Genomic DNA, 16,202 nt, shown 5'->3' with positions numbered 1-16,202 from the left:
ACAAGGCGAGCGGCCCCTGGGATCAACTACCGGGCGGCTAGTCCACTTCCGCGACGGCCTGTGCGAACTGGGCCTTGTACAGCCGGGCGTACGCCCCGTCGGCGGCGAGCAGATCGCTGTGGGCGCCCTGCTCGACGATCGCGCCGTTCTCCATCACCAGAATGGTGTCGGCATCGCGGATCGTCGACAGCCGGTGCGCGATGACGAACGACGTCCGCCCGTGCGCCAGCTTCGCCATCGCCTTCTGGATCAGCACCTCGGTGCGGGTGTCCACCGAACTCGTCGCCTCGTCGAGCACGAGGATCACCGGGTCGGACAGGAACGCCCGCGCGATGGTGATGAGCTGCTTCTCACCGGCGCTCACCCCCGTGCCCTCGTCGTCGATGACGGTGTCGTACCCCTCGGGCAGTGTCCGGATGAACCGGTCGGCGTGCGCGGCCCGCGCGGCCTCCTCGATCTCACCCCGCGTCACGTCCCGCGAGGCACCGTAGGCGATGTTCTCCGCGATCGTGCCGCCGAACAGCCAGGTGTCCTGAAGCACCATGCCGATCCCGTCGCGCAGGCTGTCCCGGGACATCGTGGCGACGTCCACCCCGTCGAGGGTGATGCGCCCGCCGGTGACCTCGTAGAACCGCATGAGCAGGTTGACGAGCGTGGTCTTGCCCGCGCCGGTCGGACCGACGATGGCGACCGTGTGCCCGGGCTCAACCTTCAGCGAGAGGTCCTCGATGAGCGGCTTGTCGGGGTCGTAGCGGAACGACACGTTCTCCAGGGCGACCCGCCCGCGCAGCTCGTCCGGCTTGGCTCCCGGCATCGGGTCGGCCTCCTGCTCCTCGGCGTCGAGGAGCTCGAAGATCCGCTCGGCGGAGGCGACGCCGGACTGCACCAGGTTCGCCATGGACGCGACCTGCGTCAGCGGCATGGAGAACTGGCGGGAGTACTGGATGAAGGCCTGCACGTCACCGATGGACAGCGCGCCCGTCGCCACCCGCAGCCCGCCGACGACCGCGACCAGCACATAGTTGATGTTCGACACGAACATCATCAGCGGCTGCATGATGCCGCTGTTGAACTGCGCCTTGAACCCGGCCTCGTACAGCTTGTCGTTCTCCTCGGCGAACTGCGCAGCCGACTCGTCCTGCCGCCCGAACACCTTCACCAGGGTGTGCCCGGTGTACATCTCCTCGATGTGCGCGTTGAGCTTGCCGGTGGTGCGCCACTGCTGCACGAAGTGCGGCTGCGAGCGCTTGCCGACGCGCGTGGCGACGTAGAACGACAGCGGCACGGTGACCAGCGCCACGAGCGCCAGCAGCCAGGACACCCAGAACATCATCGCCAGCACACCGATGATCGTCAGCAGCGAGTTGATGAGCTGGCCCATCGACTGCTGAAGCGTCTGCCCGATGTTGTCGATGTCGTTGGTCGCGCGGCTGAGGACCTCGCCGCGCTGCCGCTTGTCGAAGTACGACAGCGGGAGGCGGGACAGCTTCGCCTGCATGTCCTCGCGCATCCGGTAGACCGTCTTGTTGACCGCGCGGTTCACCAGGCGGGTGGCCACCGCCATCAGCAGGCCGGCCACCAGGAACGTGCCGAGCGCGAGCAGCAGTACGTTGCCCACGGCGTCGAAGTCGATGCCCTTGCCCGGGGTGAAGTCGGTGCCCGAGAGCATGTCGGCGACGCCGCCCTCGCCCCGCCTGCGCATGGAGTCGAGGACCTGCTCCTTCGTCGCGTTCGCCGGCATCTGCCGCCCGATGATCCCGGCGAACACCAGGTCCGTCGCCCGGCCGAGGATCTTCGGCCCGACCACCGAGAGGCCCACGCTCAGTACGACGGCGACGAGCATCCCGTACAGGGTGACGCGTTCGGGCTTGAACTGGGAGAGAAGCCGTTTTCCGGATCCCTTGAAGTCCATCGAGCGCTGATCGGGGCCGCCCCCGGCCATCATCCGCCCCATAGGCCCGGCCATCAGGCAGCCTCCGCTTCCGTCAGCTGGGAGAGCACGATCTCCCGGTAGGTCTCGTTGCCCGCCATCAGTTCGTGGTGGCGGCCGGTGCCGACGACGCGGCCCTCGTCCAGGACCACGATCCGGTCGGCGTCGCGGATGGTCGACACACGCTGGGCGACGATCACGACGGTCGCCTCGGCGGTCTCGCGGCCGAGCGCGGCGCGCAGGGCCGCGTCGGTCGCGTAGTCGAGCGCCGAGAAGGAGTCGTCGAAGAGGTAGATCTCCGGGCGCTGCACCAGGGTGCGGGCGATCGCCAGCCGCTGACGCTGACCGCCCGAGACGTTCGTTCCGCCCTGGGCGATGGGGGAGTCGAGGCCGTTCTCCAGCCCCTCCACGAAGCCCTTGGCCTGCGCGACCTCCAGCGCGTGCCACAGCTCCTCGTCACTCGCCTCGGGATTGCCGTAGCGCAGGTTGGTGGCGACCGTGCCCGCGAACAGGTACGGCTTCTGCGGCACCAGGCCCACGGTCCTCGCCAGCAGCCGCGGCTCGACGGTCGCCACGTCCACGCCGTCGACGAGCACCTCGCCGTCGGTGGCGTCGAACAGCCGCGGGACGAGCCCGAGCAGCGTGGACTTGCCGCTGCCGGTCGACCCGATCACGGCCGTGGTCTCGCCGGGGCGCGCCACCAGGTCGACGGCCTTCAGCACCGGCTCCTCGGCGCCCGGGTAACGGAACCCGGCCCCCCGGATCTCCAGGTGGCCGTGGCGGCGCAGCTCCAGGACGGGAGCGGTCGGGGGAACGACACTGCTGGAGGTGTCGAGCACCTCCTGGATCCGCTCCGCGCAGACCTCCGCGCGCGGCACCATCATGAACATGAAGGTGGCCATCATCACGGACATCACGATCTGCATCAGATAGGCGAGGAACGCGGTCAGGTCACCGATCTGCATGCCCCCGCTGTCGATGCGGTGCGCGCCGAACCACACGACGGCGATCGACGACAGGTTCACCACCGTCATCACGATCGGGAACATCAGGGCCAGCATCCGTCCGGTGCCCAGGGACACCTCGGTGAGCTGGGTGTTCGCGTCCCGGAAGCGGTCCTTCTCGTACTCGTCCCGGACGAAGGCACGGATCACGCGGTTGCCGGTGATCTGCTCGCGCAGCACCCGGTTCACGGTGTCCAGGCGCACCTGCATCTTCCGGAACAGCGGGCGCAGCCGCCGCACGATCACCGTCACGCTGATGCCGAGCACCGGAACCACGGCGATCAGCACGGCGGACAGCGGCACGTCCAGGCCGAGGGCGAGGATGATGCCGCCGACGCACATGATCGGCGCCGACACCAGCAGCGTGAACGTCATCAGCGCGAGCATCTGCACCTGCTGCACGTCGTTCGTGGTGCGGGTGATGAGCGACGGCGCACCGAAGTGGCCGACCTCGCGCGCCGAGAAGGACTGCACCCGGTCGAAGACGGCGGCCCGGATGTCCCGGCCCACCGCGGACGCCGTACGGGCGCCGAAGTAGACGGCCCCCGCGTTGCAGACCACCTGCGCCAGCGAGATGGCGACCATCAGGGCGCCGAAGGACAGGATGTAGCCCGTGTCGCCCTTCACGACACCGTTGTCGATGATGTGCGCGTTGAGCGTGGGCAGGTAGAGCGTCGCGCAGGTCTGCAGGAACTGCAGCAGGACGAGCAGGGCGATGGGTTTGCGGTACGGACTGAGGTGGGTTCGAAGAAGTCGTATGAGCACGCGGGGTCTCTCGGAGTCGACGGCGACGGGGCGTTCGGTGGTGCACCACCCCCTATCGTCGGACACTCCCCCCGTGTTACCTCAACTGATTAAGCCAAGAGCGGTCCAATAGCGCGTCCGGCCTCAGCCTTGAGGCGTACGCCGGTGGTGTTGCTACGCCCGGAACGCCCCCGGATGCGTCTGTTCCCGTACGGACACGTACTGCTGCCGTACGGCCTGTCCGACGGCCAGCTCCTCGCCGGGCTCCAGCACCTGGGCGACCGCGCCCTGCCACATCGGCGGCGTGCGCGGGTCGAGGGTGCCCTGCGAGACGCCGAGGGCCCAGGCGGCCTGCCGGGCCGCGCCGAGCGCCGCGTAGTCCGCCGGCTGCACCACCACGACCTGCACCCCGAACAGCGCGGGCGCCGCGGCCTGTACGGCGGGAAGCTCCGCGGCCGCGCCGAGCAGGAAGATCCGCCGTACGTCGACCCCGCGCCCGCGCAGCACGTCCAGCGCGTCCGCGAGCCCGCACAGCATGCCCTCGAAGGCCGCCCGCGCCAGGTGCTCGGGGCGCATCGACTCCCGCCGAAGGCCCGCGAGGGTGCCCGCGGTGTGCGGCAGGTTCGGGGTCCGCTCGCCCTCCAGGTACGGCAGCATGACGAGCCCGTGGGAGCCCGGCGTCGACTTCATCGCCAGGTCGGACAAGCTCTCCAGATCGGGCAGACCGAGCAGTTCGGCGGCGCCGCGCAGCGCCCGAACGGCGTTGAGCGTGGTGACGACCGGCAGGTGCATCCCGGTCGCGTCGGCGAGCGAGGTGATCATCCCGGTCGCGTCGACCAGCGCCTCGGGGTGTACGGCCATCACGGACCCGGAGGCCCCCAGCGAGACGACCGCGTCGCCGAGCCCGATGCCGAGCCCGAAGGCGGCCGCCATCGTCTCGCCGGTCCCGGCGGAGATCAGCAGCCCCTCCGGGGTGGTCCCGGCCGCGTCGGACGGACCGAGCACATCGGGCAGCATCGCCTGGTGGCCGAGCGCGAGCTCGACCAGATCCGGCCGGTACCCGCCGGTCGCCGCCGACCAGTAGCCGGTGCCGGAGGCTCCGCCGCGGTCGGTCGTCCTGCGCGTCGGCCGCCCCAGCAGCTGCCACACGAGCCAGTCGTGGGCCTGCAGCAGCATGGCGGTGCGCTGCGCGGAGTCCGGCTCGGTCCTGTTCATCCAGCGCAGTTTGGTCACCGGCTGGGCGGCCTGCGGCACACAGCCCACCGCCTGGGCCCACGCCTCGCGCCCGCCGAGGGCGTCGATGAGATCCGCCGCCGCGACCTGCGCGCGCTTGTCACCGCCGACCAGCGCGGGGCGCACCGTGTTGCCCTGCGAGTCCAGCGGAACGAGTGCGTTCTGCTGTGCGGAGACGCCGATGGCCTGCACGCCTTCGAGCAGCCCGCCGCCGGCCGCCTCGCCCAGGGACAGCAGCCAGGCCTGCGGATCCACGTCCGAAGGACGGCCGCCGCCCTCGGCGGGCTCCACCGGATGCGGCGCATACCCCTGCCTGAGCACGGCACCCGTGTCCGTGTCGCAGACGACGATGCGAGTGAAATCGGGCGAACTGTCCAGCCCGGCGACTATCCCCATGCCAGAAATTCTGCCGTACGGCGAGAGGTGCGCGCGCCGAAGTCACCGGTGACCCGTTGGACACCCGGTGTCCCTGGTACGTGGGAGGCGGCCCGAGGCGTCACCGTCAGGTGTTGCTGCTGCCCCAGTCGTCCTCGCCGGAACCGTCCGTGTTCCGCTCCCGCAGCGAGCGCACCCGGTCGGCGACCGAGTCGGGCACACGGTCCCCGACCTTCTCGCTGACCACGTGGTACGCCTTGCCCGCGGCTGCGCGCCCCTGCTGCGCGGCGGACTCGGCGGTGTTGCGCACCGCCGGGTTCTGCGCGACCTGGCGAGCGGACTTCTTCAGCTGCTCGTAGCGCTCGCGCCCGGCCCGCGTGCCCAGCACGTAACCCAGGGCCAGTCCGGCGACGAATGTGAGCCGGTAGCGCATGACGGCCACCCTTCCCTTGCGTCGGCTTCGGTGGGGAGGGAACCGATTGGCGGAGCACCCCCCTGCTTGCGCTAATGTATGTGTCGCAGCGAGCGCACGCCCCCTGGCGAATACCCAGGTAGGTACGTTCGATGCAACGAGGCAATCCCCTGTAGCTCAATTGGCAGAGCAGCCGGCTGTTAACCGGCAGGTTACTGGTTCGAGTCCAGTCGGGGGAGCTTCGATCTCCTGTAGCTCAATTGGCAGAGCAGCCGGCTGTTAACCGGCAGGTTACTGGTTCGAGTCCAGTCGGGAGAGCAGCGGAAGAGGACCCCTTCGGGGTCCTTTTTCATGTCCGGGGAACCACGCAGACCACGGCGAAGTCCTCATGGTCATGCGATGCCGACCATCCGAAGCAGGAGATCGTATGAGCGGCTATGCTGCGGCAGACGGCGCGCACAAGTGTGCGCGACGCGCCGTAAGGGGCGGTAGCTCAGCCGGTTAGAGCAGCGGACTCATAATCCGTCGGCCGTGGGTTCGAGTCCCACCCGCCCCACTACGCGCTACGCGTGCAGAATCGATGCGACCTGCGTCTTCACCGCCCTGACCGGATGTCACCGGTCGGGGCGGAGTTGTGTCCGGGGGCTCTGAGCGGTGCGGGCGCGGGGGCGCCGGGTGCCGCTTTCGAGTGGCTTGATCTCGGGCCCGGTTGACCTGCGAAATCGTTTCGGGGGGTGGGCTGTTGGGCAAGGTTCGGGCAGCGTGGTCCCGGCCCGTCGGGCCTAGGCGACTTGTTCGCCTGAGGGAGGGGGGAAGCGCTGTGCATGACCATGTGCGAACGGTGGACGGACGGCTGCTGCGGGTCGAGGTGTCGGGCGATCCGGACGGGCACCCCGTGTTCCTGATGCACGGCATGCCCGGCAGCCGGGTCGGCCCCAGACCGCGCTCCATGTTCCTGTACCAGCGCGGCACCCGGCTCATCAGCTACGACCGCCCCGGCTACGGGGGTTCGGACCGCATGGCCGGGCGACGGGTCGTGGACGTCGTGCAGGACGTGGCGGTCGTCGCGGACGCGCTGGACGTGGACCGGTTCGCGGTGGTCGGCCGCTCCGGCGGCGCACCGCACGCCCTGGCCTGCGCCGCGCTCCTGCCGGACCGGGTGACCCGCGCCGCCGCGCTCGTCGGCCTCGCCCCGCGCGACGCCGAGGGGCTCGACTGGTTCGCGGGCATGGCACCCTCCAACGTCGACGAGTTCCGCACCGCGTTCACCGACCCCGAGCGCTTCGAGGAACGGCTGATCCCACGCTCCGCGGCCATCCGCAACGACCCGGGACGGCTGTTGGAGGAGTTGCGCCGGGACCTCACCGCCGACGACCGCTCGATCGTGTCGGACACGGCGATGCGCTCCATGCTGCTGCGCAACTTCCGCGAGGCGCTGCGCACCTCGCCGTACGGCTGGATCGACGACGCCCTCGCGCTGACCGGCCCCTGGGGCTTCGACCCCGCGGACATCCGTGTCCCCGTGCTGCTGTGGCACGGGGAGCACGACGTCTTCTCGCCCGCCTCTCATGCCTCCTGGCTCGCCGACCGCATCCCCCGGGCCAAGAAGGTCGTCGAGCCGACGGCAGCGCACTTCGCGGCCCTGCGCGCCCTGCCCAAGGTGCTCGGCTGGCTGATCGGCGGCGCGCTCGTCTGACGGAACCTCATACGGCCAGCGGCTCCAGGTCCCGGTATATGCGACGTTCGTCGGAGGCGACCTGGATGATGCCGTTGTCCTCGCCGAGCAGCATGCGCAGTTCGGTGAGAGCCTCCTCCCGGACGTGGTGGGCCTCGTCCTCGCGGCCGACCGCCGCGAGGGTGAGCGCGTAGTTGGTGACGACGGCCAGGGTTTCGGGGTGGTGCGGGCCGAGGACGGTGCGCAGCGTGGTCACGGCCTTCTCCTCCAGGACGCCGGCCTCCGCCAGGCGGCCCTGGTCGGCGAGGACGTTGGCGTAGTTGACACCGGAGAAGAGGGTGTGGGGGTGCTGGTCGCCCAGGATCTCCTGCATACGGGGCAGGACCTGGCTGAAGACCTCCTCCGCCTGTTCGATGTCCCCGCATCCCCAGTGGAAGATGCCGAGGTTGTTCAGCGCGGCCTGGGTGTAGGGGTGCGCCTCGCCCGGCACCTTCACGTACTCGGCGAGCGCGTCCTGCGCCACCTCGCGCGCGGCCTCCCGCTCGTCGGCCGCGAACAGGTCGGCGGCCAGGTTGAGATCGCAGGCCAGGGAGTCCGGCGTCGGCTTCGGGTACTGCGCCCGGTACTGGGAACGCGTCGCCGTCGTCAGCCGCCGGGCGTCCTCGAACTGCCCCGCCCTGCGCAGCGAGACGGCGAGCGACTTGGCGCACCGCAGGGTGCCGGGGAACCCCTTGCCGAGCAGGCGCTTGTGGGCGTCGTACGTCCGGGAGAGCAGTGCCACGGACTCGGAGTAGCGGCCGACCTCGCGCAGGTCCCGGCCGAGGCGTTCGGCGGAGGCCAGGGTGTAGGGGTGGTCGGGGCCCAGGACCTCCATACGACGGTCCAGGGTCTCCTGGTCGAGGGCGCGCGCCTCGCCGTAGCGGCCGACCATGCGCAGCGCGAGCGCGAGGTTGTTGGCGGCGCTGAGCGTGCGCCGGTGCGACTCGTGGAAGATCTGGCTGAACCCGTCGTGCGCCTCCCTCGCGAGACCCACCGCCGAGCGGTACTCGCCGAGCGCCGCCAGGTCGGCGGCGAGGTTGGACGTCGTGACGTAGGTGTGCGGATGCGAGGGGCCAAGGACGCGGCGCTGCCGGTCCAGCAGCTCCGTGTCGATCTCGCGGGCCTCCACGTATCGCCCCTGGGAGCGCAGCACGCTGGCGAGCTGACAGCGCAGATACAAATACTGGACGTCGTCCTCGCCCAGCAACTCCTTCCAGTGCACGAGCAGTTCCTCGGTGCGGCGCTGGGCGCCCGGGAAGTCGCCGCGCTTCCAGAGGTAGCGCACGCGGTCGATGAGCAGGCGGCGGGTGGCCGCGTCGAAGCAGTTGCGGGCATCGGAGGCGGTGAGGTGCGGCCAGATGACGGAGAAGCGCGACCAGGTCTCCGGGTCGTCGATGGGCTCGTCGCCGTCCGGGCGGGCGCCGGCCAGCACGGTGTGCACGACGTGTCGCGCCTGCTGCTGCTCCTCCTCGGTCAGCTGGGCGCGGATCACGGCCTGCACCAGCCGGTGGACCTGGATGCTGTTGCTGACCTGGTCGACCTTCGCGAGCGCGAACCGGCCTATCTCCCGGATGACGCGGCCGAGCAGCAGACTCTCCTGGAGCGAGGCGTCGTACGGCTTGAGGGCGTCGATCATCTCCTTGCTGTAGAGCAGTTGCGAGGAGATCGGCTCGGGAGCCAGAAAGGCGCAGAGCTGCAGCAGCCGGACCGAGGCGGGGGAGCGTTCCTTCAGGCGCGCGATGGAGATGTTCCAGGTCGCGGCCACGGAGTGCGAGTAGTCCGAGGGCTGGTTGAGCGCCAGTACGTCGGTGGTCTGGTCGGCGAGCTGCTGGAGGTAGTCGGCGATGGGGGTGGCCGTCTCGGCGAGCCAGGCCGCCGTCTGCTCGACCGCGAGCGGCAGGTCGCCGACCGCGTTCGCCACCTTGTCGGCCTCCTCAAGGCTCAGGCCGGAGGCCCGCCGGGTGAGGTGCTCGACGCTCTCCTCGCGCAGGAAGACGTCGATGGGCAGTGCCGAACCCCCTTGCACCCAGGCCTGGTTGCGCGAGGTGATGAGGATGTGGCCGCCGCCCTGCGGGAAGTAGCGGGAGAGCCAGGACGGGTCGTCGGCGTTGTCGAAGATGAGCAGCCACCGCTTGGTCGGCAGCCCGCGGGCCAGCATCTGCACGGCTTCCTGGCTGGCCATCGTCATGTCGTCGCCGCCCGGCGCCCCGATGCGGGCGCCGAGTTCGGCGAGCGAGGCGACCACGTCGTCCTCGTGTTCGGCCGACGTCCACCACACGAGGTCGTAGTCGGCCATGAAGCGGTGCACGTACTCGATGGCGACCTGGGTCTTGCCGACGCCGCCGAGGCCGAACAGCGCGAGCGGCTGCGGCGCGACGGAGGAGGCGCCGCTGTCGAACTGTTCGCGGACCCGGTCCAGGATGATGTTGCGGCCGGTGAAGGTGTTGTTGCGCTGCGGCGCGTTCCAGTGCGCCGGGGCGCTGCCGGGGAAGCGGGGGCCGGACGCGCTGCTCTCCACGGACTGCCCGGGCAGGTCGACGGCGGTGAGCAGCGAGATGACGCACTGAGCCTCGTCGAGACGGTGCAGGTCGACGGGGTTGTGGTCCAGGTAGGCCGTGGGCAGCCGGACCTCGTCGACGCGCAGCGGGACCACCGCGCCGCGCGGGGTGTCCGAGTCGGCCTCGGTCAGGGCACGCCAGACGGCGTCCGCGTACCTCGACTTCTGGAAGGCGTTCGACAGCAGGACGAGGATGCGTGTGGTGTTGTCCGAGCGTTCGACGGGTCCCGCCGAGATGTCGTGCAGGGTCACGTTGCAGCCGGAGCGCTTGAGGAGCGACTCGACCCAGTCCGCCCACATGCGGTTCTCCGCCGCGTACGCGACGACGACGTCCGTCGCGACGGTCAGCGGCCGCCGCCGCAGGAACGCGTCGCGGCAGCGCAGCCGCACCGGTTCGGGGACCGTGGGCAGCGAGGTGATCTCGCCGTCCGAGATGACGGTGGTGAGCCGCTCGAAGGCGGCCAGCAGCGAGTTGGCGATGCCGCTCTCGTCGCCGACGGTGGCCAGCGTCTCCTCGTACGCGTAGTACGGCCGGTAGGGGATTTCGACGTTCCCCCAGTACGTGCTGAGCTCCTCGGCGCTCAGCTCGCCCTCGTCGGGGTTCTTGGGCAGGCCGTCGAACTTGAGGCGTGCCAGGGCCCGTCCGGCGTCGACCTTCTCCTTCTCGCCCTCGTCGATGCGCATCGGGACCGGCAGGACGCGGATCCGGCGCTTGCGGTAGCCGTCCTGCACGCTGCGCGCCACGGCGGCCGCCCCGTCCAGCGACTGGTCGCTGAGGGTGAAGCAGTCCACCAGGACGTCCGGCATCTGGATGGTGCAGATGTCCGCGTTGTCCGACAGGCCGGTACGGCTGTCGATCAGGACGTAGTCGTAGGACGCCTTCATGCTGTCGCGCAGGGCGTCCAGGAAGAGTCCGCCGCCCAGGCGCTCGTAGAAGTTGTCCCACTCGAAGGACGACACGGTCGCCGAGTACGAGCGGTCCTGGCGGCCGGCGGAGAGGAAGTCGAGCGAGCCGCCTTCGTTGAAGCGCAGGCCGAGGCGCTCGGGGGTGAGCGAGATGGCGTGCTGCTCGACATCGGCGAAGTCCAGGTGCCAGGGCCCGGAGCGCTGGGTTCCGGCGGTGGCGGCCCAGGCGTACTCGTTGATGATGTCGATCACGCCGGTGGTGGCGGCGAGCGCGCTGGGATCGAGGAAGGGGTGGAAGAAGCGGTGCAGGCCGGGGGCTTCGAGGTCCCAGTCGACCGCGAGTACGCGCTTGCCGTTGGCGGCGAGGATCCAGGCCGTGTTGGCGAGGGCCATGGTGCGGCCGGTGCCACCTTTGTACGAGTAGAAGGTGATGATGCGTCCGTCCTGCGCGGCCGTCATGCTTCTCCTCCGTGGTCGGGTCCCGCGTCCGGGTACGGCTGCGGGTGGGTGGGGCCCACGAGGCGGGGCCTGGGCAGGTGCGGGCCGGCGGGCGGGTTGGCCGCCGCGTGCTTGAGGTACTGCCGGGTCGCGTTCGCCACGACGGCCGGCAGCACATCGGTGAACGCCTTGAGGGTGGGGACGCCGTTGACGGCGATCCGGCAGTCGGTGCGGCGCCCCCGGTCCAGGATGAGCGGGAGGGTGCGCTCCAGTTCGGCCGTGAGCTTCTGGCCCTCGGCGCCATGACACTGCACGTCCGCCCGGTTCCAGGGGACGACGGCGCTGATCCAGGGGCGGGCGCGGGTGTCGAAGGCCTTGAGTCTGCGCCGGCGCTCCTCGTCGGCGAGCGCCCAGCGGTCCACGAGCAGGATGCCGGGCCGGGTCGGTGTCGCCTTCTCCTGGTCGGCGGTGGAGCCGATGAAGCCGTCCTCGTCGCCGGGTTCGTCGTCGTCGAAGGAGGACACGGTGATCCGGTAGTCGAGCGAGCGGATCAGCTCCTCGGCGAGGGCGGGCAGCGGCCGGGTGCTCTCCGAGTGGTACGGGTTCCAGTCCTGGGCGTCCTCACCGTAGGGGCGGACGTCACGATGCTCCGGAATGGTGTGCCGGGTGGGGGCGGCGATGGTGAGGTGGATGCGCCGGGGTCCTTCGCCGCGCGGCTTGAATGCGCTGGGCGTGGACTCGTAGGGCCGGGGCCGGCTGGGCGGCAGCGGCGACTCGTGGGCGACCCGCACGATGCGCTGGGCGAGGCCGAGCACTATTTCCTCGTACTCGTCGTGCAGCCGGTTGAGTTTTATCAGGCCGTATATTCCGTTGGCCGCGTAGCGGTCGCCCAAAGCCGCGTGGTCGATGTGGATGTGCCGTACGGAGTCGGGGAGTTGAGCGTAGTCGATGTGCGTCCACAGGGCTGGGACGATCGCGGGTACGTCTCCCGATCCGGTCGAACGAGCGCGCAGAATACGCTCGTTGAAGGCGAACCACTCGCGTCCGCAACTCTCGCTGGTGAAGTATCGCGGCGAGAACAACGGCACGAAAACCCGGCAGGTGGCCAGGTTTTCGCTGAGTTTCTCCGGCCAGCCGTCCCCCGAACGCATCTCGCGGTCCATGAAGCCCGCGGGGACGCCGGCCGGGAGGTCGGTGAGCGCCATGATGTGGTCGCAGAGATCCGTGAAAAGCCTGTGCACCCAGTGATCGGGGTCGCCGCCGCCGGACCCCCAGGCCGGCGTGTGCGCGTAACTGAGAAAAAAGTAGGGCCAGTTGTCCGATGCCCGATCTCGTTCAGGTGTGTTCACGCGCCCCCCTGCCTGCCGATGACGCCTTCATCCCGCCGCTGGCGCCATCTGGCCGGAACCAACAATGTGCCCGACGACCTGCCCGAACGGGTCGCCGCTTTCACGTCATTTACTGGCGATATCCAGTCATCCGTGTGACATCCGCGCGCCGACGAAGTCGACGGCCGGGCGCATGTCGAAAAGAGTCACATTCCTCCCCGCCAGTTCGCCCCCCGTGAGAAGTGCGGGAGGAAGTTCAGCCCCGTGAACGGCGAAGGGGCTGTCGTCCAGAGCGGTGTCCTCGTACGTGACCCAGTTGCCCTTCTCGCCCACCACGCACTGATAGGTGCGCCTGGGCCGGGGCGGAGTCGTCCGGTACTCGGCGAGGTGGAACGCGGTGCACACCTCGAACCCCACACGCAGCAACAGGACTTGGGCCCCCGCCGCGTACAGCCGCGCGAGGGGGGAGCGCTCCCCGAGCAGGCAGTGCGGATCGTGCCCGTCGAGCAGTTCGGCGGCGCGGGGCCCGAGCGCCGCCATGGACGTCTGCGGGTGGGCGCTGCGCACGGCACCGGGTGTGGTGCGGACGCACTCGGCCAGCCGCCCCATGGCCAGGCAGGGAGTCGTCTCCGGTGCGTAGGGGAGCATCGAGTCGCGGAACTCCTCCTTCTCCCGCTCCGTGAGGTGGCTCGTCAGTGCTCGGTGGGCCCGGGAGGTACGGGAGTTCTCCTGTGTGAACGCGGGCACCACCAGCGTGCCGCCGGGCCCCAGCGCGTCCAGCAGGGCGTCCCGGACCTGGGTGTCGCGCAGCCCGCTGCCGCCGAGGGAGGCGTGCACCATGAGGACGCCGCCTCGGCGGATGCCCAACGCTCCGCCGAGGCGGGTGAGTTCGTCGTCCGGTGTCACGCCTGCGCGTCCATTTCCGTCCACTCGGCGCCGAGTTGGCCGACCAGCACCGTGCCGGTCTCGGTGAGTTCCCGCTCGGGGAGCGCGGCCAGTTCCTCAAGCGCCTGCCGTGCGCGTTTCAACGCGATGGACCGGGCTTCCGAGTCCGGGCTTTCGCACCGGTCCTGGAGGGCCGCGGCACCGAGGAACTCACTGGCGTCGTCGAGCAGTTGACCGGCCGGGCTGCCCGCCAAGGTCAGGTCCGCCGTGTCCCGCAGTGCGGCCAGCCTCGCCCGCCTCCCGAGGACGGGGAGTTGCAGCAGGATCTCCTCGGGCTCACAGTCGACGGCAACTCCCAGCGCGCCGGGCGCGTGCACCCCGAGATGGATGCCCGCGCCTTTCGCGAGCGGTGTCACGGTCATGGGCGCGAGCGCGTTCGGTTGGCTCCGCCAGTCCGTCAGCCGGTCGTCCATGAGCTCGAACGCCCGCGTGAGCAGCTTGCGGAAGAGGTCGCGGTCGTCGAGGTCCAGCGGCGCGGTCACGGAGGCGGGGAAGCAGCCGCGCACGGGGTCGGCGTCGTCGATCAGGGGGCCGTTCTCCCCCCCTTGCAGGGAACGCCAGTGCTCGGAGTCGGGGTCGCCCGGACGGACTCGCAGGGTTCCTTCCGCGTGGCGTACGCGGAAGCCGTCCTCGCCCGTTGTGACCTCGATCCGGCCGGGCCGGGGAAGCCGCAGGGTACCCACGGCAGGGAGGTGCAGACGGGTGTCCGGGTGCTCCCACGCCAGGGTCGCCTCGGTCTGCGTGCCTGCGGCGACCGCGACGAGCAGGGAGGCGAGCCAGGGCGTCGGGGGAGGTCCGTCCAGGCCTTGCCGCAGGGCCTGGCGCGTATACGGGTATGCCAGCATCGCATTCAACTCGGCCGCCGTGCGGGCGTCCTCGTCCAGGCGCAGCAGCAGCTGCCATGCCTCGGACCAGTCCGCATGCGCCGCGAAGCGGTCGTTCGTGAACGCCAGCAGAGTGCGGTTCAACTCGACCTGGGCGAACCGGAGTTCCTCAAGGGCGTGGACGCCCGGGGAAAGCGCGCGGTCGGTGATCCGGTCCGCCACACCGTCGACGAAGGTGCGCAGGTCGGCGCAGAAGACGGACGGGTTGTCGAAGCCCCGCTCGGTGCTGTAGCGGTGTGCGTAGAGCCCGCCTCCGCAGGATTTCACGACAGGGCAGCGCCTGCAGGTCTCGCTGACCCCTTCGATCCCCAGCTGCCGGGCCTGTACGCCGGGATGCCGGACGTACTCCTCGAAGGTGTGCCGGAAGACGTCGTAGCCGGTGGCGGGCGCCCCGTCGTAGGCGGTCTTGAGTGAATCGGCCTGCTCGATGGTGCCGTCGGTTTCCACGACCGCGAGGTCGGACGGGGCCAGCCCCATGGCCTCGGTGAGGGGCGGGCCGCCGGACAGGGTGCTCCAGACCGAGTCGAAGGTGCGCACTTCCATCGGGCGGCCCTGCTCGAGCCAGCGGTCGAAGATCTTCAGCAGCCAGTCCGCATAAGGAGTGGGCGAATCCGAATTTCCGACGGGAGGCGGATTGTCCCAGGTGGAATGCGGAAGCAGATAGTCGATCCGGGGTGGTTCAAGAGCGGTGAGAGCGTCATGGACGGTGACGGGGTCATTTTTTACGTCTACGGTGCAGAGCAGGCCCTGAAAGAGGTGACGATATTCCGGGGAGCGCAGAAGCTCGATCCCGCGCAGCACCTTTTCGTAACTGCTTCGCCCTCTGCGGTCCAGCCTGTGGCGGTCATTCGCGGTCTGGTCGCCGTCCAGGGAGATGCCGACCTTGACATTGAATTCCCGGAGGATCTCCAGATGCCTGCGGTGCAGCAGCATGCCATTGGTGTGCATGCGCAGATCCACCGTCGTGACGGGGGCCAGGATGCGGGTGAGTTCCTCACAGATGCGGCGCAACCGAGTCGGGCCGACGAGGAGTGGTTCGCCTCCGTGGAGAATGACCGAGACGGAATCCAGGCGGTGCGCACTCGCGTACGAGGAGAGGCGTAAGGCGATCTGTGTGACCGTTTCCTCGGAGATCACTACCGGTCGATCTCGCCAGCTCTGGTCGGCATGCTCGTACATATAGCAGTGGTCGCAAGCGATGTTGCATCTGCTATGGATCTTCAGGACCAGTTCCTGGATATGGGTCACGCGCCCAGCGTACGGGTCTTCGGCTACAGTCGGGGTCACTTCAACTGGTCATCCTGTCACACGAGTTGAAGTGGACGCAGATGCGAGTCCGGGGCTCTCGGCGATGGGTCCGCCAGGAGCCCCGGATCGTTGGGCCTACGTTTGTTCAGAGTGCGGCGTCGAACGTGATCGCCTTCTTCGAACTCCATCCGGCGGCATATGCCAACCGACCGCTCGACCTCACGGCGGCGGCCTTGTCGGCGGCTACCGAGGAAATCGGGGTGTGTCGCTTCTCCGCGTCGCGGGAATCGGCTGATCCGTGCTGGATCGTGGTGGCCCAAGAATTCATGGCTGTCTCATAGCTCCACTCTTCGTTGACAGATCCAGCCCGTCCCATTCCCGTCGCGAGGTGGGAGGAGCGTGAGCCTGTAGACGCCTGGAGACAGCCTGAGATCTGATGCGGATACTTCATCGCGGACAATACACGCACGGCAGGTGTGCGGCT

Annotated in this window: 9 protein-coding genes and 3 tRNA genes; 4 read left to right on the top strand and 8 right to left on the bottom strand. The window is 69.5% G+C overall.

Translation table 11 applies throughout. The annotated features are described in order from the left end of the window. Positions 1-37: 37 nt before the first annotated feature. From ABZS97_RS03290 to ABZS97_RS03275, 4 genes are all read right to left on the bottom strand, one after another. Positions 38-1,966, bottom strand: coding sequence for an ABC transporter ATP-binding protein (locus ABZS97_RS03290; protein WP_356132937.1), 1,929 nt, complete (start codon positions 1,964-1,966; stop codon positions 38-40). Beyond that, positions 1,966-3,699: an ABC transporter ATP-binding protein gene (locus ABZS97_RS03285; protein WP_356132935.1), complete on the bottom strand. Its 1,734-nt coding sequence runs from the start codon at positions 3,697-3,699 to the stop codon at positions 1,966-1,968. The genes ABZS97_RS03290 and ABZS97_RS03285 overlap by 1 nt, the downstream gene beginning before the upstream one ends. 153 nt (positions 3,700-3,852) lie before the next feature. After that, positions 3,853-5,307 (bottom strand): FGGY family carbohydrate kinase, encoded by a 1,455-nt coding sequence (locus tag ABZS97_RS03280; protein ID WP_356132933.1) that lies wholly within the window; start codon positions 5,305-5,307, stop codon positions 3,853-3,855. A 106-nt stretch (positions 5,308-5,413) separates the two neighbouring features. After that, entirely contained in the window at positions 5,414-5,719 is a 306-nt protein-coding gene (locus tag ABZS97_RS03275) for a YtxH domain-containing protein (RefSeq protein ID WP_356132931.1), read from the bottom strand. A 145-nt stretch (positions 5,720-5,864) separates the two neighbouring features. On the opposite strand from ABZS97_RS03275, the gene ABZS97_RS03270 reads away from it, so the two are divergent. From ABZS97_RS03270 to ABZS97_RS03255, 4 genes are all read left to right on the top strand, one after another. Further along, positions 5,865-5,937 (top strand) — tRNA-Asn (locus ABZS97_RS03270). Positions 5,938-5,943: 6 nt separating this feature from the next. Further along, positions 5,944-6,016 (top strand) — tRNA-Asn (locus ABZS97_RS03265). 164 nt (positions 6,017-6,180) lie between these two features. Then, positions 6,181-6,254: transfer RNA gene (locus ABZS97_RS03260), tRNA-Ile, on the top strand. A gap of 264 nt (positions 6,255-6,518) precedes the next feature. Continuing rightward, positions 6,519-7,394 carry an alpha/beta hydrolase gene (locus ABZS97_RS03255; RefSeq protein WP_356132929.1) on the top strand — a complete coding sequence of 292 codons (876 nt, stop codon included), beginning with the start codon at positions 6,519-6,521 and terminating at the stop codon, positions 7,392-7,394. Between the two features lie 7 nt (positions 7,395-7,401). On the opposite strand, the gene fxsT is transcribed toward ABZS97_RS03255, so the two are convergent. The 4 genes from fxsT to fxsB form a co-directional block, all read right to left on the bottom strand. Then, entirely contained in the window at positions 7,402-11,334 is a 3,933-nt protein-coding gene (gene fxsT, locus ABZS97_RS03250; protein WP_356132927.1) for an FxSxx-COOH system tetratricopeptide repeat protein, read from the bottom strand. Then, positions 11,331-12,662, bottom strand: coding sequence for a TIR-like protein FxsC (locus ABZS97_RS03245; protein ID WP_356132925.1), 1,332 nt, complete (start codon positions 12,660-12,662; stop codon positions 11,331-11,333). The genes fxsT and ABZS97_RS03245 overlap by 4 nt, the downstream gene beginning before the upstream one ends. A 126-nt stretch (positions 12,663-12,788) precedes the next feature. Next, positions 12,789-13,481, bottom strand: a complete 693-nt coding sequence (locus tag ABZS97_RS03240) for an AAC(3) family N-acetyltransferase (protein ID WP_356132964.1) — start codon at positions 13,479-13,481, stop codon at positions 12,789-12,791. A gap of 62 nt (positions 13,482-13,543) precedes the next feature. Further along, positions 13,544-15,718: a radical SAM/SPASM protein FxsB, inactivated metallohydrolase extension form gene (gene fxsB, locus ABZS97_RS03235; protein ID WP_356132923.1), complete on the bottom strand. Its 2,175-nt coding sequence runs from the start codon at positions 15,716-15,718 to the stop codon at positions 13,544-13,546. Positions 15,719-16,202: the final 484 nt, after the last annotated feature.

This window comes from Streptomyces sp. NPDC005485 (assembly GCF_040606085.1).
Classification (GTDB): Bacteria; Actinomycetota; Actinomycetes; order Streptomycetales; family Streptomycetaceae; genus Streptomyces.
This window is presented reverse-complemented; position numbering and strand designations above follow the sequence as displayed.